The sequence below is a fragment of the Herbaspirillum sp. genome (assembly GCF_017744395.1).
Classification (GTDB): domain Bacteria; phylum Pseudomonadota; class Gammaproteobacteria; order Burkholderiales; family Burkholderiaceae_D; genus Herbaspirillum.
Map to the genome: position 1 here is coordinate 155476 of NZ_JAGIBI010000004.1, position 19575 is coordinate 175050.

At 63.4% G+C, this 19575-nt stretch carries 19 protein-coding genes; 9 read left to right on the plus strand and 10 right to left on the minus strand.

All coding sequences use genetic code 11. The features are described 5' to 3' along the window. Positions 1 to 35 precede the first annotated feature (35 nt). From J7548_RS13210 to J7548_RS13220, 3 genes are all read right to left on the minus strand, one after another. The gene (locus tag J7548_RS13210; RefSeq protein ID WP_290975070.1) at positions 36 to 2960 is read right to left on the minus strand and encodes a DNA translocase FtsK 4TM domain-containing protein; all 2925 of its coding nucleotides are present in this window, start codon (positions 2958 to 2960) and stop codon (positions 36 to 38) included. A 119-nt stretch (positions 2961 to 3079) separates the two neighbouring features. Further along, positions 3080 to 3646, minus strand: a complete 567-nt coding sequence (locus J7548_RS13215) for a DNA-3-methyladenine glycosylase I (protein ID WP_290975071.1) — start codon at positions 3644 to 3646, stop codon at positions 3080 to 3082. A gap of 14 nt (positions 3647 to 3660) precedes the next feature. Next, positions 3661 to 4668: a serine/threonine protein kinase gene (locus tag J7548_RS13220; RefSeq protein ID WP_290975072.1), complete on the minus strand. Its 1008-nt coding sequence runs from the start codon at positions 4666 to 4668 to the stop codon at positions 3661 to 3663. A 145-nt stretch (positions 4669 to 4813) separates the two neighbouring features. On the opposite strand from J7548_RS13220, the gene J7548_RS13225 reads away from it, so the two are divergent. Then, positions 4814 to 5509 carry a UPF0149 family protein gene (locus J7548_RS13225; protein ID WP_290975073.1) on the plus strand — a complete coding sequence of 232 codons (696 nt, stop codon included), beginning with the start codon at positions 4814 to 4816 and terminating at the stop codon, positions 5507 to 5509. An 89-nt stretch (positions 5510 to 5598) separates the two neighbouring features. Here the strand turns inward: J7548_RS13225 and blaOXA are convergent, their stop codons facing one another. Beyond that, on the minus strand, positions 5599 to 6357 hold the full coding sequence (blaOXA, locus tag J7548_RS13230; RefSeq protein WP_366005469.1) for a class D beta-lactamase: 759 nt from the start codon (positions 6355 to 6357) through the stop codon (positions 5599 to 5601). A gap of 174 nt (positions 6358 to 6531) precedes the next feature. Further along, positions 6532 to 7122 carry an oligoribonuclease gene (gene orn, locus J7548_RS13235; RefSeq protein WP_290975075.1) on the minus strand — a complete coding sequence of 197 codons (591 nt, stop codon included), beginning with the start codon at positions 7120 to 7122 and terminating at the stop codon, positions 6532 to 6534. Between the two features lie 55 nt (positions 7123 to 7177). Here orn and J7548_RS13240 point away from each other — a divergent pair, with 55 nt between their 5' ends. The 6 genes from J7548_RS13240 (at position 7178) to J7548_RS13265 (ending at position 12597) form a co-directional block, all read left to right on the plus strand. After that, positions 7178 to 8455, plus strand: a complete 1278-nt coding sequence (locus J7548_RS13240; RefSeq protein ID WP_290975076.1) for a M48 family metallopeptidase — start codon at positions 7178 to 7180, stop codon at positions 8453 to 8455. 50 nt (positions 8456 to 8505) lie between these two features. After that, positions 8506 to 8862, plus strand: coding sequence for a 4a-hydroxytetrahydrobiopterin dehydratase (locus J7548_RS13245; RefSeq protein ID WP_290975077.1), 357 nt, complete (start codon positions 8506 to 8508; stop codon positions 8860 to 8862). Beyond that, complete coding sequence (gene rsgA, locus J7548_RS13250) at positions 8862 to 9803, plus strand: ribosome small subunit-dependent GTPase A (protein WP_290975078.1); 942 nt, start codon at positions 8862 to 8864, stop codon at positions 9801 to 9803. The genes J7548_RS13245 and rsgA overlap by 1 nt, the downstream gene beginning before the upstream one ends. Positions 9804 to 9946: 143 nt before the next feature. Continuing rightward, the gene (argF, locus tag J7548_RS13255) at positions 9947 to 10861 is read left to right on the plus strand and encodes an ornithine carbamoyltransferase (protein WP_290975079.1); all 915 of its coding nucleotides are present in this window, start codon (positions 9947 to 9949) and stop codon (positions 10859 to 10861) included. Between the two features lie 52 nt (positions 10862 to 10913). Beyond that, complete coding sequence (gene argG / locus J7548_RS13260) at positions 10914 to 12248, plus strand: argininosuccinate synthase (protein ID WP_290975080.1); 1335 nt, start codon at positions 10914 to 10916, stop codon at positions 12246 to 12248. Positions 12249 to 12282: 34 nt separating this feature from the next. After that, positions 12283 to 12597, plus strand: coding sequence for a pyrimidine/purine nucleoside phosphorylase (locus J7548_RS13265; RefSeq protein WP_290975081.1), 315 nt, complete (start codon positions 12283 to 12285; stop codon positions 12595 to 12597). Positions 12598 to 12675: 78 nt separating this feature from the next. Here the strand turns inward: J7548_RS13265 and murB are convergent, their stop codons facing one another. Beyond that, complete coding sequence (gene murB / locus J7548_RS13270) at positions 12676 to 13701, minus strand: UDP-N-acetylmuramate dehydrogenase (RefSeq protein WP_290975082.1); 1026 nt, start codon at positions 13699 to 13701, stop codon at positions 12676 to 12678. Positions 13702 to 13831: 130 nt separating this feature from the next. On the opposite strand from murB, the gene J7548_RS13275 reads away from it, so the two are divergent. Further along, positions 13832 to 14317: a YajQ family cyclic di-GMP-binding protein gene (locus J7548_RS13275; protein WP_290975083.1), complete on the plus strand. Its 486-nt coding sequence runs from the start codon at positions 13832 to 13834 to the stop codon at positions 14315 to 14317. A gap of 84 nt (positions 14318 to 14401) precedes the next feature. On the opposite strand, the gene J7548_RS13280 is transcribed toward J7548_RS13275, so the two are convergent. Continuing rightward, complete coding sequence (locus J7548_RS13280; RefSeq protein WP_290975084.1) at positions 14402 to 14881, minus strand: VOC family protein; 480 nt, start codon at positions 14879 to 14881, stop codon at positions 14402 to 14404. Positions 14882 to 15175: 294 nt separating this feature from the next. Between J7548_RS13280 and J7548_RS13285 the strand changes: the two genes are divergently transcribed. Continuing rightward, positions 15176 to 15604: a DoxX family protein gene (locus tag J7548_RS13285; RefSeq protein WP_290975167.1), complete on the plus strand. Its 429-nt coding sequence runs from the start codon at positions 15176 to 15178 to the stop codon at positions 15602 to 15604. Positions 15605 to 15659: 55 nt separating this feature from the next. On the opposite strand, the gene aroG is transcribed toward J7548_RS13285, so the two are convergent. From aroG to J7548_RS13300, 3 genes are all read right to left on the minus strand, one after another. Continuing rightward, entirely contained in the window at positions 15660 to 16730 is a 1071-nt protein-coding gene (gene aroG, locus J7548_RS13290) for a 3-deoxy-7-phosphoheptulonate synthase AroG (protein WP_290975085.1), read from the minus strand. Between the two features lie 538 nt (positions 16731 to 17268). After that, entirely contained in the window at positions 17269 to 18729 is a 1461-nt protein-coding gene (gene tldD, locus J7548_RS13295; protein WP_290975086.1) for a metalloprotease TldD, read from the minus strand. 29 nt (positions 18730 to 18758) lie between these two features. Continuing rightward, positions 18759 to 19565, minus strand: a complete 807-nt coding sequence (locus J7548_RS13300; protein ID WP_290975168.1) for a carbon-nitrogen hydrolase family protein — start codon at positions 19563 to 19565, stop codon at positions 18759 to 18761. Positions 19566 to 19575 lie beyond the last annotated feature (10 nt).

Here is a 19575-nt window from a genome sequence, read left to right on the forward strand (position 1 = left end):
CCTGCGCCGGGATGACGAAAAATTGAAATGAGGATTTATTCTTCGCCCGACGGCGGCACCAAAATATCCCGGCTGCCGTTGCGCGACATGGCCGACAGCACCCCGGCCGTTTCCATCTGCTCCACCAGGCGCGCGGCGCGGTTGTAGCCGATGCGGAACTGGCGCTGCACCGAAGAGATGGAAGCGCGGCGCGACTTCAGCACGAAGGCCACCGCCTCGTCATACAGCGGATCGGATTCGGGATCCGGCATGTCGTTGCCGAACATGTCTCCCTGCGCGGCATCCTCCACCACAGGCGGCGCCAGGATCTCTTCGATATAGCGCGGCTCGCCGAACGACTTCAGGTATTCCACCACGCGGTGCACCTCCTCGTCGGAGACGAAGGCGCCATGCACGCGCTGCGGATAGCCCGAACCCGGCGGCAGGAACAGCATGTCGCCATGCCCCAGCAGCGACTCGGCGCCCATCTGGTCGAGCACGGTGCGCGAGTCGATCTTGCTGGATACCTGGAACGCCACCCGGGTCGGGATATTGGCCTTGATCAGGCCGGTGATCACATCCACCGAAGGCCGCTGCGTAGCCAGGATCAGGTGGATGCCGGCGGCGCGCGCCTTTTGCGCCAGGCGGGCGATCAGCTCTTCCACCTTCTTGCCGACCACCATCATCAGGTCCGCCAATTCGTCGATGACGATCACGATGGTGGGCAGCTTGTCCAGCGGCTCGGGCGCGTCCGGCGTCAGGCTGAAGGGGTTAGGAATCTTCTCGCCGCGCGCGTGGGCGTCGGCGATCTTCTGGTTGTAGCCGGCCAGGTTGCGCACGCCCAGCTTGGACATCTTCTTGTAGCGGCGCTCCATCTCGTCCACCGCCCAGTTCAGCGCATGCGCGGCTTCGCGCATGTCGGTCACCACCGGCGCCAGCAGGTGCGGGATGCCTTCGTAGATCGACAGCTCCAGCATCTTGGGGTCGATCATGATCATGCGCACTTCTTCCGGCGTGGCCTTGTACAGCAGCGACAGGATCATGGCATTGATCGCCACCGACTTGCCGGAACCGGTGGTGCCGGCCACCAGCATGTGCGGCGCGCGCGCCAGGTCGGTGACCACCGGCGTGCCGGTGATGTCCTTGCCCATGGCCAGCGTCAGCAGCGAGGCCGACTTGCGGTAGGCCTGCGAATGCACGATCTCGGACAGCTTGATCATCTGCCGGCGCGCATTGGGCAGCTCCAGGCCCATGCAGGTCTTGCCGGGGATGGTCTCGACCACGCGGATCGAGGTCAGGCCCAGCGCGCGCGCCAGGTCCTTCATCAGGTTCACCACCTGCGCCCCGCGCACGCCCTGCGCCGGTTCGACTTCAAAACGCGTGATCACCGGGCCGGCTTCGGCGCCCAGCACCGCCACCGGCACCTTGAATTCCTTCAGGCGCTGCTCGATCAGGCGGCCGGTTTCTTCCAGTTGTTCGGCATCGACTTCGATGGCGGCGTCCGGTACCACGTCCAGTAAATCCAGCGCGGGCAAGGGAATCTCCACCTGCGGCTCGGAGGCTTCATATTCGGTGTAAGCGGCAACGGGCTGCGCAACCGGCGCCGGCTCGGGATTGCGCACCGTAAACGGCGGCGCTTGTACTGCGGTTTGAGGCGGCGCGCTGAAAACCGGGCTCGGCGGCGCCGGCACAGCCTGCGGCTCTTCATCGAACAGCGACATGAAAGGATCTTCGGCCTGCGCCGCAACCGGCATGGCCGGGATCGGTACAGGTGCAGGTTCCACCGGCTCAGGCTCGGGATCGAACCATTGCGCCGCGTACGGTTCGGCAAGCGGCGCCGGGCTTGCTTGCTGCATTGGATCCGGCGCTTCGACAGGCTCAGGAACCGGCAGCGATGGCGCAACGGCAGGCGCAACCTCAGCCACCGTATCCTCAACCTTGGCCTCAACCGGCCCGGCGGCAACTTGCCCCGCCGCTTCCTGCAGCGAGCGCATCAGGCGGGTAGGAATGGCATCGGCGCGCTCGGCAGGCGCCTGCGGTTCCTGCGCCTGCCGGGCCGCGCGGCCCACGCTGCTGATACGGATGCTGCGGGTCGGCACCGGCACGGAGGTCTGGCCTTGCGCTCCGCGTGCGATCGACGGCGGGATATGCTGCGTCGGCGGCATCGGATTGGCCGCGCGCGACAAGCTCGCATTGGCCGCCGCGCTAGCGGCGGTAATGGCGCTGCTGGCGGCGGCGCGCGCCAGCATGGCGTCGGTCGGGCGCAAGGTTTCGAACGCGGCCCATTCTGACTCCGGACGGGCACGCGCATCCTGCGCATCCGGTTTGAGCGCCGGCCATCTGCCACCGCCCGCGGGGCTGTCCTGCGGCGGCGTGAAACGGCGCTGCGGGGCATTGCGGTTCAGCGACGACAAGGGCACTTGCCAGTCCTCGCGCCCGGCGGCGCCGATGGTCGCACCGGCCGCACCTGCTGCGCGCGATACACCGGCGGGACGGGCCGGCGGCATGCGCCGCTCGGCGCCCTGCTTTGCCGTACTGCCATACCGGAGCGCGGCCAGGCGGTTGCGTTCGCTTTCGATGCTGCCGCGCCGCGGCGGCGCCAGGTCGAGTTCGGGATGGTCGTCGCGGCCGGCCTTCCTGGCCGCGCCGAACAATGCGCCGAACAGCCATTTCAATCCCAGCGCCGCCAGCGCCAGCATCAGCACCACCGCGATCACCTTGTTGAACTTGCCGGCCAGCGCGCCCATCAGGGCGAAGCCGAACAGGTCGGCGCCAGCGCCCTCGTCGGCGGTATCGAACTGCGCGCGGATGAGCGACTCGATGGCGCTGCTGCCGCACAGCAGCAGCAAGGTGCCGAGCCAGACACGGATCGCACCGCGTCCGCCGAGAATGGATTTGCGCGCCAGCGCGGACACTACCGACCTCAACAGCAGCGGTAATATCCACAACACCGACCAGCCAAACCATTTGATGAAAATCATGCTATTCCCAAACTGAACCCGGCAGGCGTCTGGCCTGAACCGGCATCTTGATTCCAGATTCGCGGCCGCTCAGACATCGGCCGCCAGCGAGTGTAAACCATCCTGCCGTTCGCATTCCCTCAATGCTTGCGGCCGTGGCAATGGCAGCCCACCACATGGTCGTCGACCATGCCGATACCCTGCATATAGGCATAGATGATGGTGGAGCCGACGAACTTGAAGCCGCGCTTGGACAAGTCTTTCGAAATCCGGTCCGACAGCGGCGTCTTGGCCGGGCATTCGCCCAGCGCCTTCCATTTGTTGCGGATCGGCTTGCCGCCGACGAAATCCCACAGGTACGGGTCCAGCCCGCCCACCTCTTCCTGCAGCCGCAGGTAGCTGTTGGCGTTGGTGATCGCCGCCGCCACCTTCAGGCGGTTGCGGATGATGCCGGGGTTGGCCAGCAGCTCGGCCACCTTGCGCTCGTCGTAGCGGGCGATCTTGCGGGCGTCCCAGTTGTCGAAGGCGACGCGGTAGCTGGCGCGCTTGTTGAGCACGGTTTCCCACGACAGGCCGGCCTGCGCGCCTTCCAGGTTGAGCATTTCGAACAGCCGGGTCTCGTCGTGGCAGGGCACGCCCCATTCCTCGTCGTGGTAGCTCACGTACAAGGGATTGTTCATGTTGACCCAGGCGCAGCGTGTTGTCATGTTCCCCTCTTCTTTCAAACTGGCCACAGCGGCGGCTCGTCCATCAGCGCGATCTGCTCGCGCAGTTCCAGGATGCGGTCCTGCCAGTAGCGTTGCGTGTTGAACCACGGGAAGGCCGCCGGAAACGCCGGGTCGTCCCAGCGCCGCGCCAGCCAGGCCGAATAATGGATCAGGCGCAAGGTGCGCAGCGCCTCGATCAGGTACAGCTCGCGCGCCTCGAACTCGCAGAAGCTCTCGTAACCCGCCAGCAGGTCGGACAGCTGGCGCACCATGTCGCCGCGCTCGCCCGAGAGCAGCATCCACAGGTCCTGCACCGCCGGGCCGCTGCGGCTGTCGTCGAAGTCGACGAAGTGCGGGCCGGCGTCGGTCCACAGCACATTGCCTACATGGCAGTCGCCATGCAGGCGCAATGACTTCACTTCGCCGGCGCGGTCGAAACAGCGGCGCACGCCATCCAGCGCATGGTCGACGGTGCTCAGCCAGGAAGCCTTCAGTTCATCCGGGATGAAGCCGTTGGCCAGCAGCCAGTCGCGCGGTTCCTCACCGAAGCTGGCGATGTCCAGCGCCGGGCGCTCGGCGAAGGGCTGCTGCATGCCCACCGCATGGATGCGGCCGATGAAGCGGCCCATCCATTCCAGCGTGTCGGGATTGTCCAGTTCGGGCGCGCGTCCGCCGTGGCGGCGAAATACCGCGAAACGGAAGCCCGCGTGGCGATGCAGGGTCGCGCCGTTTTCCAGCGCCAGCGCCGGCACTACCGGGATTTCCTCATCGGCCAGTTGTTGCGAGAAAGTATGCTCTTCCAGTATCTGCGCATCGCTCCAGCGCAGCGGCCGGTAGAACTTGGCCACCAGCGGCGGCCCCTCTTCCATGCCGACCTGGTAGACGCGGTTTTCGTAGCTGTTCAGGGCCAGCAAGCGGCCATCGCCGCGCAGTCCGACGCTGTCGAGGGCATCGAGTACCGTGTCGGGCGAAAGCGTGGCGAAGGAAGTGACGTCGGGGATATTGCCGGTGGATTCGTTCATCCGGCTATTGTACTGGCGAGGCGGCGATCCTCGCATGCCAAAGATGCCTTCCGGACAGTAGACAAACCGACAATGCTCGCACCGCTGGCCGAATGGAATTACACTGGGCGCCTGAATCTCAGTAATTTGCACACCACAGGAAGCCATGCACCTCGACCAACCCCTTTCCGACCAAGAGTTCGACGAACTCGACGACTTCCTCCTGTCCGACCGCTGCGCCGACGACGTCATGACCATGGACACCCTGCACGGCTACCTGACCGCGCTGGCGATCGGCCCGCAGGAAGTATTGATGGCCGAATGGCTGCCGCGCGTGTGGGGCAGCCGCCCGGAAGACACGCCCAAGTTCAAGTCCGGCAAGGAAGCCGAGCGCATCACCAGCCTGATCGCGCGCACCATGAACGAGATCGCCGTCACCTTCGAGGTGGCGCCCAAGGAATACGAACCGCTGTTCTGCGAGCGCGAGCATGAAGGCAAGCCGTTGCTGGACGCCGAAGCCTGGGCCTGGGGTTTCTGGGAAGGCATCCAGCTGCGCGCCGAGCAATGGGACGAGATCTTCCATTCCGACCTGGCGCCGCTGATGCGCCCGATCTACCTGCTGGGCTCGGATGAGTTGGAGGAAGAGGAAACCAAGCTGGTCGACGATCCGGTCAAGACCCACAAGCTGGCCATCGAGATCGAATCGGCCATCCCGCACATCCACCGCTACTGGGCGCCCAAGCGCAAGTCGGCGGTGGAGCAGGTACAGCGCGACGCGCCCAAGGTCGGCCGCAACGATCCCTGCCCTTGCGGCAGCGGGAAGAAATATAAGAAGTGCTGCGGGGCGGATGGCCAGGAGTAAGACTGCCTCATCATTATCGTCGCAAGCCAAAAGAAAACGGCGCGCCAGTTCATGCTGGCGCGCCGTTTTGCATGGAAGGGGCTGCGCGATCAGGCCGGCAACACGCCCATCTTCTTCAACGCCTGACGTACGATCTGCTCGCGCTTGGGCAAGTCGCCCATGCGGTTGGGCGTATCGATATTGAGTGCGAAGAACACCGGGCCTTCCTCGCGTTCCACCCAGCCCACCCACCAGCCGATCTTGCCGCTCCAGCCGGATTTGGCGCGCAGGATCCAGTCCTTCCCGGCTTCGTTCACCATCACATCCTTGACTATCAGCTGGTGCTCGACCTTGAAAGGCAATTCATTGCGATACAGGCGGCGCAGGAAGGCGATCTGCTCATTGGCTGAAATGGCCAGTTGGCCATCCACCCAGAACGGTTCGGGGCCGTCGGCCGATGCATTGCCGTACGGGATCTTGCGCATGTAGGCGACTTCGCGCTCCTTGCCGATGTCGGCGGCGAAACGCTCGAATACCCAGACCGCCGAATAGCGCATGGCCGAGCGCAAATCCTGGTCGCGGTTCCATGCCGGGACGGAACGCTTCACGCCATCCCACGGGATCACCTGGAATTCGTCGCGCAGCACGCCGGCATCGAGCGCGATCAGGCTGTGCGGCACCTTGAAGGTGGAGGCCGGCACGAAGCGCTGCGCTGCGCGCTCCGGCGCATGGACCAGCATGCGCTCCTTGCCGCCGCGCAGGTCCGCCACGACCAGGGTGCCCGGCACGCCCGCTTCGGCGAAATAGGCGGACCAGTTCTCGCCCGCCTCCTTGTCCGCGGGCGCCGCGGCCCTTGCGAGTCCCGGCATGGCGCCGGCAACAACGGCCGCTTGCAGGAATAGACGTCGGCTGGTTTGCATGGATTTCCTTTCATCATGTTGAACGCATCGGGCGGCTCCCGCCTTCGCATGCGGGCCGCCCAATATGAAACGCCCCGGCTCAAGCCGGGGCGCCACATGTAGAACAGGTCATTCAGTCCAAGTTCATTCCTGGATGAAATGTTCGCGATAATATTTCAATTCTTCGATCGATTCGACGATATCGGCCAAGGCCGTGTGCATCTGGCGCTTCTTGAAACCGGTGGCGATTTCCGGCTTCCAGCGCTTGCACAGTTCCTTCAGGGTGGAGACGTCCAGGTTGCGGTAGTGGAAGAATTCCTCCAGCTTGGGCATGCCGCGCACCATGAAGCGGCGGTCCTGGCAAATCGAGTTGCCGCACATGGGCGACTTCCCGGCCGGCACGTACTTCTTGAGGAATTCGATCAGTTGCTTCTCGGCCTCGGCCTCGGTCACGGTCGAGGCCTTGACGCGCTCGATCAAGCCGGAGCGGCCGTGGGTGCCCTTGTTCCAGGCGTCCATGCCGTCCAGCACTTCGTCGGACTGGTGGATCGCCAGCACCGGGCCTTCGCCCAGCACGTTCAGTTCGGAGTCGGTGACCACTACCGCCACTTCGATGATGCGATCGTTGTCCGGGTCCAGGCCGGTCATTTCCATGTCCACCCAGACCAGGTTCATCTCGTTGGGGCGGACCGGTGCGGCCAGGGCTTGCCCGGCGTCGGGGGCGGCTTGTGACATAATTCTTCCTTATTGATAGAACGGTTAATCCCCGCCATTTTCGCACAGGGCAAGCATGTCTTCACTTACGTTTTCGGTTTTGTTCGTGGCCTTCCTGGCCGTCAGCCTGGTCTTGCGCTTCTGGCTGGCCTCGCGCCATGTCCGGCACATCCTGGCGCACCGCGCCGCGGTGCCGGCCGAGTTCGCCGAGAAAATCCCGCTGGCGGCGCACCAGAAAGCCGCCGACTATACCGTCGCGCGCACCCGCTTCGGCCTGGTGACGCTGGCGGTCAACGCGGCGGTGCTGATCGGCTTCACGCTGCTGGGCGGGCTGCAATGGCTCTCCGGCACTATCCTTGGCTGGACCGGCGGCCCGGACATGTGGTACCAGGTCGGCCTGGTGGCAGCCTTCGGCATCATCTCCGGCCTGGTCGACCTGCCCTTCGACTACTATCGCCAGTTCCACCTCGAAACCCGCTTCGGCTTCAACAAGATGACGCGCGGCCTGTTCTTCAGCGACCTGGTCAAGCAATCGCTGATCGGCGCAGCCATCGGCCTGCCGCTGCTGTGGGTGGTGCTGACGCTGATGGAAAAAGCCGGCGCGCTGTGGTGGTTCTATACTTGGGTCGTGCTGTGCGCGTTCCAGTTGCTGATGCTGGTGATCTACCCCAGCTTCATCGCCCCGCTGTTCAACAAGTTCACCGCGCTGGAAGACGACAGCTTGCGCAGCCGCATCGAGGGCCTGATGCAACGCGTCGGTTTCGCCTCCAAGGGCTTGTTCGTGATGGACGGTTCCAAGCGCAGCGCGCACGGCAACGCCTATTTCTCCGGCTTCGGTTCGGGCAAGCGCATCGTCTTCTTCGACACGCTGCTGGCGCGCCTGGCGCCGCAGGAGATCGAAGCGGTGCTGGCGCACGAACTGGGCCATTTCAAGCTCAGGCACATCGTCAAGCGCGTGACCGTGATGTTCGCCATCTCGCTGGGCTTTTTGGCGCTGCTGGGCTACCTCAAGGGCCAGGTGTGGTTCTACACCGGGCTGGGCGTGAACCCGCTGCTGTTCGGCAGCAACGATGCGATGGCGCTGATCCTGTTCATGCTGGCGCTGCCGATCTTCACCTTCCTGCTGTCGCCGCTGTCGTCGCTGACCTCGCGCAAACATGAGTTCGAAGCCGATGCCTTCGCCGCCCAGCACACCAATGCTCAGGATCTGGTCTCGGCGCTGGTCAAGCTGTACGAAGACAACGCCTCGACCCTGACACCCGATCCGCTGCACTCGGCCTTCTACGATTCGCATCCGCCGGCCTCGCTGCGCATCGGCCGCCTGAACCTGGCGCAAGGCGCTGCAGGCCACTAATCAACATGTTCCGGCTGCACATCCGCGCGACCGGAACCAAGGAGAACCTCATGAGCATCACCGTAAACGAACTCGCAGCCCGCCGCTGCGCCCACCAGACCGACGCGCTGGACGCAACCGCCATCCAGGCCCACCTGGCCGCCCTGCCCGGCTGGAAAATCGATGGCGGCAAACTGGCCCGCACCTTCGACTTCAAGGACTATTACCAGACCCTGGCCTTCGTCAACGCGATCGCCTGGGTGATCCACGCCGAAGACCACCATCCCGACCTGGCGGTCAGCTACAACCGCTGCGGCGTGAAGTTCGACACGCACAGCGTCAACAACGGCAAAGGCGGCCTGTCGGTCAACGACTTCATCTGCGCCGCCAAGGTGGACGCGGTGTTCGCCCAGCGCGCCGCTTCCTGATGGCTTCGAAGAAACTCCATGCCGGTGCTCATCTGCCGCGCCAGGCAGCCGGCGCACTGGAAGCCGGCCTGGTGATTGCCGCCCACGGGCGGCATTATCTTGTCCAGGCCGGCGAGCAGAAGCTGCAATGCGTCACGCGCGGCAAGAAGAGCGACGTGGCCGTCGGCGACCGTATCCGCTTCGCCCGCACCTCGCCCGACCAGGGCGTGGTGGAAGCCATCGACGAGCGCAAGACGCTGCTGTACCGTTCCGACCAGTACAAGTCCAAGCTGCTGGCGGCCAACGTCACGCAATTGTTCATCGTGGTGGCGACCGAACCCAGCTTCTCGGACGACCTGGTGTCGCGCTCGCTGGTGGCGGCCGAATCGGCCGGCGTGGCCGCCCACCTGATCCTGAACAAGACCGATATCGAAGAAGCGCTGCCGAAGACGCGCGAGCGGCTGCAAGTCTATGCGCGGCTCGGCTACCCGGTGCACGAAGTCTCGGCCAAGGCGCAGCCGGAGGCGACGCGCGCCGCCTTCATGCCGCTGCTGCAAGGCCAGAGCACCATCCTGATCGGCCAGTCCGGCATGGGCAAGTCTTCGCTGATCAACCTGATCGTGCCCGATGCCGACATCGCCGTGCGCGAAATCTCGGCGGCGCTGGACACCGGCAAGCACACCACCACCTTCACCCGGCTGTACCGGATGGATGACGAGACCAGCATCATCGACTCGCCCGGTTTCCAGGAATTCGGCCTGTACCAGTTGAGCGAAGGCATGCTGGAGCGCGCCTTCCGCGACTTCACCCCGCACCTGGGGAAATGCCGTTTCTACAACTGCCACCATCTGAACGAACCCGGCTGCGCGGTGCTGGAAGCGGTGCAATCCGGCGAGATCGCGCCGATGCGGCACCAGTTGTATGCGCAGCTGGTGCATGAGTCGTCGCAGACCTTGTATTAGGGAAAATCGTCCGTCCGGCCTTGACAAACAGAGAAGGTTTCTCAAGAGCAACTTCGCCGGGTATCTTTTTGCCCTAAATCCCTTATAATCTAAGGAGTTATAACGATCGGCGGCAGGCGCCACGCTAGCCGCCGTTTTCATTTATGGCAATCAAACACTACCTCAAGTTTTCCGACTTTACGCTTGATGAATACGAATACGTGATCGAACGTTCTCGTGTGATCAAACGTAAGTTCAAGAATTACGAACCCCACCACACGCTGGCCGACCGCACGCTGGTCATGGTGTTCGAAAAGAACTCGACCCGTACCCGCCTTTCCTTCGAAGCAGGCATGCACCAGATGGGCGGCGCGGCGATCTACCTGAACACGCGCGACAGCCAGCTCGGCCGCGGCGAACCGGTGGAAGACGCGGCGCAGGTGATGTCGCGCATGTGCGACGTGATCATGATCCGCACCTTCGGCCAGGAAATCATCGAGCGCTTCGCCGCCCATTCGCGCGTGCCGGTGATCAACGGCCTGACCAACGAGCAGCACCCCTGCCAGGTGCTGGCCGACGTGTTCACCTATATCGAGCACCGCGGCTCCATCAAGGACAAGATCGTGGCCTGGGTGGGCGACGCCAACAACATGCTGTACTCGTGGCTGCAGGCGGCCGAGGTGTTCGGCTTCCACGTCAACGTCTCGACCCCCAAGGGCTACGACATCGACCCGGCGCAAGTCACGCCCGGCAACAAGAACTACACCTTCTTCGCCAACCCGGCCGACGCCTGCCAGGACGCCGACCTGGTCACCACCGACGTGTGGACCAGCATGGGCTACGAAGCGGAAAACGCCGCCCGCCTGAAGGCCTTCGACGGCTGGATCGTGGACGGCCCCAAGATGGCGCGCGCCCGCAAGGATGCGCTGTTCATGCACTGCCTGCCGGCCCACCGCGGCGAGGAAGTCGCCGCCGAGGTGATCGACGGCCCGCAATCGGTGGTCTGGGACGAAGCGGAAAACCGCCTGCACGTCCAGAAGGCCCTGCTCGAATACCTGGTGCACGGCAAGCTCGACTGAGCCGCCGGCATCGCCAACCAGTCATATCAACACTCTCGCAACCGCCTAGATCATGTCCAACATCCTGCAATCCGTTCCGGTCAAACAAAAAGTCGGCATCGCCTTCTCCGGCGGCCTCGACACCAGCGCCGCGCTGACCTGGATGCGCCAGAAAGGCGCCGTCCCCTACGCCTACACCGCCAACCTGGGCCAGCCGGACGAGCCGGACTACGACGCCATCCCCAAGAAGGCGATGCAATACGGCGCCGAACTGGCGCGCCTGATCGACTGCCGCGAGCAACTGGCCAATGAGGGTATCGCCGCGCTGCAAAGCGGCGCCTTCCACATCTCCACCGCCGGCGTGACCTACTTCAACACCACCCCGCTGGGCCGCGCCGTGACCGGCACCATGTTGGTGGCCGCGATGCGCGAAGACAACGTCGACATCTGGGGCGACGGCAGCACCTTCAAGGGCAACGACATCGAGCGCTTCTACCGCTACGGCCTGCTGGTCAACCCCAACCTGAAGATCTACAAGCCCTGGCTGGACAACACCTTCATCGAGGAACTGGGCGGCCGCAAGGAAATGTCCGAGTTCATGATCAAGTCCGGCTTCGACTACAAGATGTCGGTGGAAAAGGCCTACTCGACCGACTCCAACATGCTGGGCGCGACCCACGAAGCGAAGGACCTGGAGTTCCTCAACAGCGGCATCAAGATCGTACAGCCGATCATGGGCGTGGCGTTCTGGCGCGACGACGTCGAAGTCAAGGCCGAGACCGTCACCGTGCGCTTCGAGGAAGGCCGCCCGGTCGCCCTGAACGGCAAGACCTTCGCCAACATGACCGACCTGATCCTGGAAGCCAACCGCATCGGCGGCCGCCACGGCCTGGGCATGAGCGACCAGATCGAAAACCGCATCATCGAAGCCAAGAGCCGCGGCATCTATGAAGCCCCGGGCCTGGCGCTGCTGTTCATCGCCTACGAGCGCCTGATCACCGGCATCCACAACGAAGACACCATCGAGCAGTACCGCGACAACGGCCGCAAGCTGGGCCGCCTGCTGTACCAGGGCCGCTGGTTCGACTCGCAGGCCATCATGCTGCGCGAAACCGCCCAGCGCTGGGTGGCGCGCGCCATCACCGGCGAAGTCACCATCGAACTGCGCCGCGGCAACGACTACTCGATCCTCAATACCGAGTCGCCCAACCTGACCTACCAGCCGGAACGCCTGACCATGGAAAAGGGCGAAGGCGCCTTCACCCCGAGCGACCGTATCGGCCAGTTGACCATGCGCAACCTGGACATCACCGATACCCGCCAGAAGCTGGCGATCTACCAGAGCACCGGCCTGCTGGAAACCAGCACCGCCGTCTCGCTGCCGCTGCTGGACAAGGATTCGAAGTAATCGCCCGCAACCGAAAAGACCAGAAAGAATTTTGATGAGCACCCAATTCGACAACGTCACCGTCCTGAAAAAAGGCAACGTCTACTTCGACGGCAAGTGCGTCTCGCACACCGTGTTGCTGGCCGACGGCACCAAGAAAACCCTGGGCGTGATCCTGCCCTCCTCGCTGACCTTCAACACCGGCGCGCCGGAAATCATGGAGATCAACGGCGGCAGCTGCCGCGTGCGCCTGAAAGGCGAAGAAGCGTGGAACACCTACGCCGCCGGCACCCAGTTCAGCGTACCGGGCAACTCCAGCTTCGACATCGAAGTGACCGAGACGCTGGATTACGTCTGCCACTTCGGCTGATCTGCCGCTGCAGCGCTCATGCAATAAAAAACGCCGGTTTCGACCGGCGTTTTTTATTGCTCCAAGAAATGCGACACATCAGATGAACACCGGCTCCGGCTCCAGCGCCACGCCGAACTTCAGCATCACATCATCCTGGATCGCCCGCGCCAGCCGCGCCACATCCGCCCCGCTGGCGCCGCCACGATTGACCAGCACCAGCGCCTGCTTCTCGTACACTCCGGCCGCGCCCAGCGACTTGCCCTTCCAGCCGCACTGGTCGATCAGCCAGCCCGCGGCCAGCTTGTAGCTGCCGTCGTCCTGGCGATAGCTGACCAGATTGGCATGCTGCGCGACCAGGGCATCGCGCTGCTGCGCGCTGACGATGGGGTTCTTGAAGAAGCTGCCGGCATTGCCGATCTGCGCCGGATCGGGCAGCTTGCGGGTGCGGATGGCGATGACGGCATCGGCGATGTCGCGCGCAGTCGGCGCGGCGATCTGCTTATCGGCCAATGCCTGCGCCACGTCGGCGTAATTGGCGTTGGCTTGCCAATGCTTGGGCAATGCGAAGGTGACATCCAGCACCACGGCGCGGTCGCGCAGTTCGTGCTTGAACACGCTGTCGCGATAGCCGAAGCGACAGGCTACGCCGTCCAGCACGATCGATTCCCCGGTGGAGAAATCGAAAGCGGTCAGCGCATGGAAACGGTCCTTGACCTCGACGCCATAGGCGCCGATGTTCTGGATCGGCGCGGCGCCCACGCTGCCGGGAATCAGCGACAGGTTCTCAAGACCGCCCAATCCTTGAGCCAGCGTCCATTGCACGAAACCGTGCCAGTTCTCGCCGGCGGCCGCGCGCACATAGGTGAATTCGTCGTCCTCGCCCACGACGGCGATGCCGCGGCCGCGCATGTGCAGCACCAGCCCGGCGAAGTCGCGCGTGAGCAGCAGGTTGCTGCCGCCGCCCAGCACCAGGCGCGGCAAGGCGGCCAGTTCGGCGTTGGCGCGCACGGCGCGCAAGGTGTCGGCGGCATCCACGGCCAGGTAGGCTTGCGCGCGGGCATCGATGCCGAAGGTATTGAGGGCGCGCAGAGAAAAATCGCGCTGTACGGGTATCGGGAACATAAGGGCTGGATTATAGCCGCTGCCGGACAGTGCCTGTCAGCGCACAGGCCATAGCCCTGTGGCCGCCAGTCCGTTAAAATCTCGTTCGTAATGCCGGAGCCCCTCCGGCCGCAAGTACAAGGATATAGCCATGCCCTCTTTTGATACCGTCTGCGAAGCCAATCTGGTCGAAGTCAAGAATGCCGTCGAACAGGCCAACAAGGAAATCTCCACCCGTTTCGACTTCAAGGGCACCGACGCCCGCGTCGAGCAAAAGGAGCGCGAACTGACCGCCTATGCCGATTCGGAATTCCAGCTCAGCCAGGTGCGCGACGTGCTGACCAACAAGATGACCAAGCGCAACGTCGACGTGCGCTTCCTGGACGAAGGCAAGATCGAGAAGATCGGCGGCGACAAGGTCAAGCAGGTGATCAAGGTCAAGAACGGCATCGAGAGCGACGACGCCAAGAAGATCGTGCGCGTCATCAAGGACAGCAAGATGAAGGTGCAGGCCAGCATCCAGGGCGATGCCGTGCGCGTGGCCGGCGCCAAGCGCGACGACCTGCAGGCCGCCATGGCCCTGTTGCGCAAGGAAGTGAAGGATATTCCGCTGGAGTTCAACAACTTCCGCGACTAAGCGGCTGCAATACGCTCACAACGACAACGCCGGCTGATGCCGGCGTTGTCGTTTCAGGCCAAGCTGCTGCGGGCGGCGCTACGCTTATTGCCCTCCGGCCATCATGGCGCGGGCTCCCTCGTGAATCTCTTCGGAAGTCAGATCGCGCACATGGGTGGCGATCGACCATTTGTGGCCGAACGGATCGGTCAGTACCCCGTAACGGTCGCCCCAGAACATGTCGGCCGGCGGCATGACAACCTGCGCGCCGGCCGCCACGGCCTGGGCGAAGACGGCATCCGCATCTTCCACATACAAGTGGATGGCGACCGGCGAACCACCCAGGGTCTTCGGCCCCAGGCTCTTGCACTCCGGCATTTCATCGACCAGCATCAGATAAGAGTCGCCGATGCTGATCTGCGCGTGCATCAGCCGCCCCTCGGGGCCTGGCAAACGGCCCCTCTCCACGGCGCCGAAGGCTTTCTTGTAGAACTCGATGGCGTCGGCGGCGCCGGCACAGACCAGGTGCGGCGTGATGGTATGCATGCCTTCGGGGATGGGTTTGACCTTGGATTGTACGGACATGTTCAGTCTCCTTGTATCGGTGGAAAAAGGGAAAGAGCAGAATGGCCCTGCATTCTTGCACCTGTGTGGGACAAAACCAAGCTGATCCTCCGTCTAATTTTTCCATCCGCATCCACAAATAGACGATAAATACATCAAACATCCCCCTTCCTCGCATAACAACCGGCAATACCAGTATCTTGACCGGAATAAGGCAAGCTGCGGCGCCTTATTTTTTCGGAGGGAAATATGCGGATAAATAGGAAAAGAATACTGTTCGGCCACTTGCATCATGGACCGTTGCGCTCCCACGCCATGCTGGCGCTCACGCGCATGAGCACCGGCCTGTTCTTCGCCATTTCCGGGTTCTACAAGCTGTTCACGCAAAACGGCTACGAGCGCATGGCCGCCACCATGTTGGAAGCCGGTATTCCCTTCCCTCTGATTAGCGCCTATTGGGTCGCCGCCTGCGAACTGCTCTTCGGCATCCTGTTGCTGGCAGGCCTGATGAGCAGGCTGTCAGCCCTCGTCTTCACCGTCATCTGCCTGGTCGCCACGGCAACCGACGGCATCCATCGCATTCCCCAGGGCATCGGCGCATGGGAATGGCTGGACTGGCTGCTCTACCTGCCGGAAGTGCTGTACCTGTTCTTGCTGGGATTCATCCTGCTGCTCGGCATCGACGGCTTCAGCCTGGATCGGATTATCTTGCGCCGATGCCGGAGCGCCATCGGCAAGACATAAAAAAACGCCGCGCCGGAATTCATCCGGCACGGCGTTCGATTGGCTGGTCCGGCGCTCAGGCGGCGTCGCGCTCGCCCACCAGGCGGCGTTGCCTGACCGAGTCGGCCAGGCCCTGCAGCACTTGCAGGCTTTCTTCCCAGTTGATGCAGCCATCGGTGATGGACTGGCCGTAGGTCAGTTCCTTGCCCGGCACCAGGTCCTGGCGGCCGGCCACCAGGTGCGACTCCACCATCACACCGACGATTCGGGTGTCGCCCGCGGCGACCTGGCGGCCGATGTCGGCGCACACCGGGATCTGGTTTTCCGGCTTCTTGGAGCTGTTGGCGTGCGAGGCGTCGATCATCAGGCGCGCCGCCAGGCCGCTCTTGGCGATGTCCTGGCAAGCCGCTTCCACGCTGGCGGCATCGTAGTTGGGCGCCTTGCCGCCGCGCAGGATGATATGGCAATCCTCGTTGCCGGCGGTGGAGACGATGGCCGAGTGGCCGCCCTTGGTCACCGACAGGAAGTGGTGCGGCTGCGAGGCGGCCTTGATGGCGTCGACCGCGATCTTGACGTTGCCGTCGGTGCCGTTCTTGAAGCCGACCGGGCACGACAGGCCGGAAGCCAGTTCGCGGTGCACCTGCGACTCGGTGGTACGGGCGCCGATGGCGCCCCAGCTGATCAGGTCGGCGATGTATTGCGGGCTGATCACGTCCAGGAATTCGGTGCCGGCAGGCAGGCCCAGTTCGTTGATGTTGAGCAGCAGTTCGCGCGCGGTACGCAGGCCGTCGTTGATGCGGAAGCTGTTGTCCATGTACGGGTCGTTGATCAGGCCCTTCCAGCCGACGGTGGTGCGCGGCTTCTCGAAGTAGACGCGCATGACGATTTCCAGTTCGTTCTTGTGGCGCTCGCGCTCGACCACCAGGCGGCGCGCGTACTCCATCGCTGCCTTGGGATCGTGGATAGAGCACGGGCCGATGACGACCATCAGGCGGTCGTCCTGGCCGTGCAGGATGCGATGCAATGCGGTACGCGCTTCAGCCGTGGTGCTCTCGACCTTTTCGGTGCAGGCAAACTCGCGGATCAAATGCGAAGGAGGAAGCAGTTCTTTCATTTCTCGGATGCGAAGATCGTCAGTGCGCGGCATTTTTTCTCCTGGATTGCTTGAGCTTGGTTAGCTGTGGATCGTCTGAATATCGACTAAAAAAAAACCGCCATCACTGGCGGTTTTTTAGGAAATTCGGTTTTGTCTTTTTACGAACGCTTACCGCTTTTCACCGCCGTGGGGCTGGAATAGCTAAAGTAAAAATAAAAGTAAGCGTGGAAGAAAGACATCTTTGGCTGCATGGATAAATTGAAGCAGTCCCCATAGTGCTACAAATCACAGGCTTTGGCAAGCGAGTCCTTCGACACGAGAAAACCATCGATTCATGCACAAATCAACCAAAAATATGGCAGTTTTTGAAAAATAAATCGTACAACCGATAAAAACAAGCCAATAAAAACAATAAAAAATCATTGCCGATGCAAGCATTTCTACACAACCATGGCAGCCGGATGTGTCGCGGCGATGCAAAAAATCCTGAAAATTCCGCATCGGCAGCACGATTCGCGCGGTACCTGGCGCGCAAAAAACAAAGCCGCCGGGTCGCCCCGGCGGCTTTGGCGGAACTACGGTGAAACGCTCAGGCAGTGCCGCCGACGGTCACGCCATCCAGGCGCAGCGTCGGCTGGCCGACACCCACCGGCACGCTCTGGCCTTCCTTGCCGCACACGCCCACGCCCGAATCCAGGCGCATGTCGTTGCCGATCAGCGAGACGCGGTTGAGCACGTCGGGGCCGTTGCCGATCAGGGTGGCGCCCTTGACCGGATAGGTCACCTTGCCGTTTTCGATCATGTAGGCTTCGCTGGCCGAGAACACGAACTTGCCGTTGGTGATGTCGACCTGGCCGCCGCCGAAATTGACCGCGTACAAGCCATTCTTGACCGACGCCAGGATCTCGGCCGGATCCTTGTCGCCGGCCAGCATGTAGGTATTGGTCATGCGCGGCATCGGCAGGTGCGCGAACGATTCGCGGCGCGCGTTGCCGGTCACCGGCATCTTCATCAGGCGCGCATTCATGGTGTCCTGGATGTAGCCCTTGAGGATGCCGTCCTCGATCAGCGTGGTGCACTGGGTCGGGTTGCCTTCATCGTCAATGTTGAGCGAACCGCGGCGGTCGGCCAGGGTGCCGTCGTCGACCACGGTCACGCCTTTGGCGGCCACGCGCTCGCCGATACGGCCGGAGAAGGCGCTCGATCCCTTGCGGTTGAAGTCGCCTTCCAGGCCGTGGCCGATCGCCTCGTGCAACAGCACGCCGGGCCAGCCGGGGCCGAGCACCACCGTCATCGGGCCGGCCGGGGCCGGACGCGACTCCAGGTTCACCAGGGCGGTGGCCACCGCCTCGGAAGCGTATTGTTCCAGCAGCGCATCGGTGAAATAGCCGTAGCTGTAACGGCCGCCGCCGCCGCTGCTACCCATCTCGCGGCGCCCGTTCTGCTCGGCGATGACAGTCACCGAGACCCGCACCAGCGGCCGGATGTCGGCCGCCAGCACGCCGTCGGCGCGCGCCACCAGCACCACGTCGTATTCGCCCGACAGGCTGGCCATGACCTGCACTACGCGCGGGTCCTTGGCGCGCGCGATGCGTTCGACGCGCTCCAGCAACTGCACCTTGGCGGTAGCGTCCAGCGACACCAGCGGATCGTGCGGCAGGTACAGCGCGCGGCCACCGCCGGGAACCATGTTGCCGGCCACCTTGACCTTGCCCGCCCCCTGGCGCGCGATGGTGCGCGTGGCGGCGGCGGCGTCCATCAGGGCGCGCTCGGAAATCTCGTCGGAATAGGAAAACGCGGTCTTGTCGCCGGACACGGCGCGCACGCCCACACCCTGGTCGATGGAAAAGCTGCCGGTCTTGACGATGCCCTCTTCCAGGCTCCAGCCTTCGCTCTTGGTGAACTGGAAATACAGGTCGGCGTAGTCCACCTTGTGCGTGAACATGCTGCCCAGAGCCTTCAACAGCTTGGACTCGTCCAGGCCGAAAGGCGTCAGGAGCACATCACGCGCCACTTGCAGGGCGCCCATATTCGGTTCAAATAATTTCATAATATTTTCTGGAAAGCGTAGAACTCATCTCAAAGCTTGCGGTGGCGCAACGCCGGCAGGCTTTCTCGCACATATTGTAGACGATGGGGGTCGATGTCGCCGATCACAAGGCCCTCGCCCTCGGGCAGGACGGAAATGATTTCCCCCCACGGATCGACCAGCATGCTGTGGCCCCAGGTGCGCCGTCCGTTGACATGGCGGCCGCCCTGCGCCGAAGCCAGCACGTAGCACTGGTTCTCGATGGCGCGGGCGCGCAGCAGGGTTTCCCAATGGGCGTTGCCGGTGGTGTAGGTGAAGGCGGCCGGCATCACGATCAGGGCGCACTCGCCCATCGCCCGGTACAGCTCGGGGAAGCGCAGGTCGTAGCACACCGACAAACCCACGCGGCCGAACGGCGCCTCGAAGGTCTTGACCTCGGTGCCGTACTCGATGGTGCGCGCCTCGTCGTAGTTCTCTTCGCCGCGCGAGAAATTGAAGAGGTGGATCTTGTCGTAGCGCGCCACGCGTTGCCCCTGCGGATCGTAGACCAGCGAGGTGTTGAGCACCTTGTCATCGGTCGCGGCCGCCATCGGCAGCGTGCCGCCGACCAGCCAGATGCCGTGCCGGCGCGCCAGCGCGGCCATGAATTCCTGGATGCGGCCGGCCTGGTCGGTTTCGGCATGGCCGAGCTTGTCGCGCTCGTGCATGCCCATGACCGGCCAGTATTCCGGCAGCAAGACCAGTTGCGCGCCCTGCTGCGCCGCCTGGCCGGCCAGGCGCGCGGCGCTCTCGAAGTTCTGCTCCACCTCCGGCGTGGACACCATCTGTATCGCCGCCACCTTGAATGCTTGCGCCATGTCGTTATGC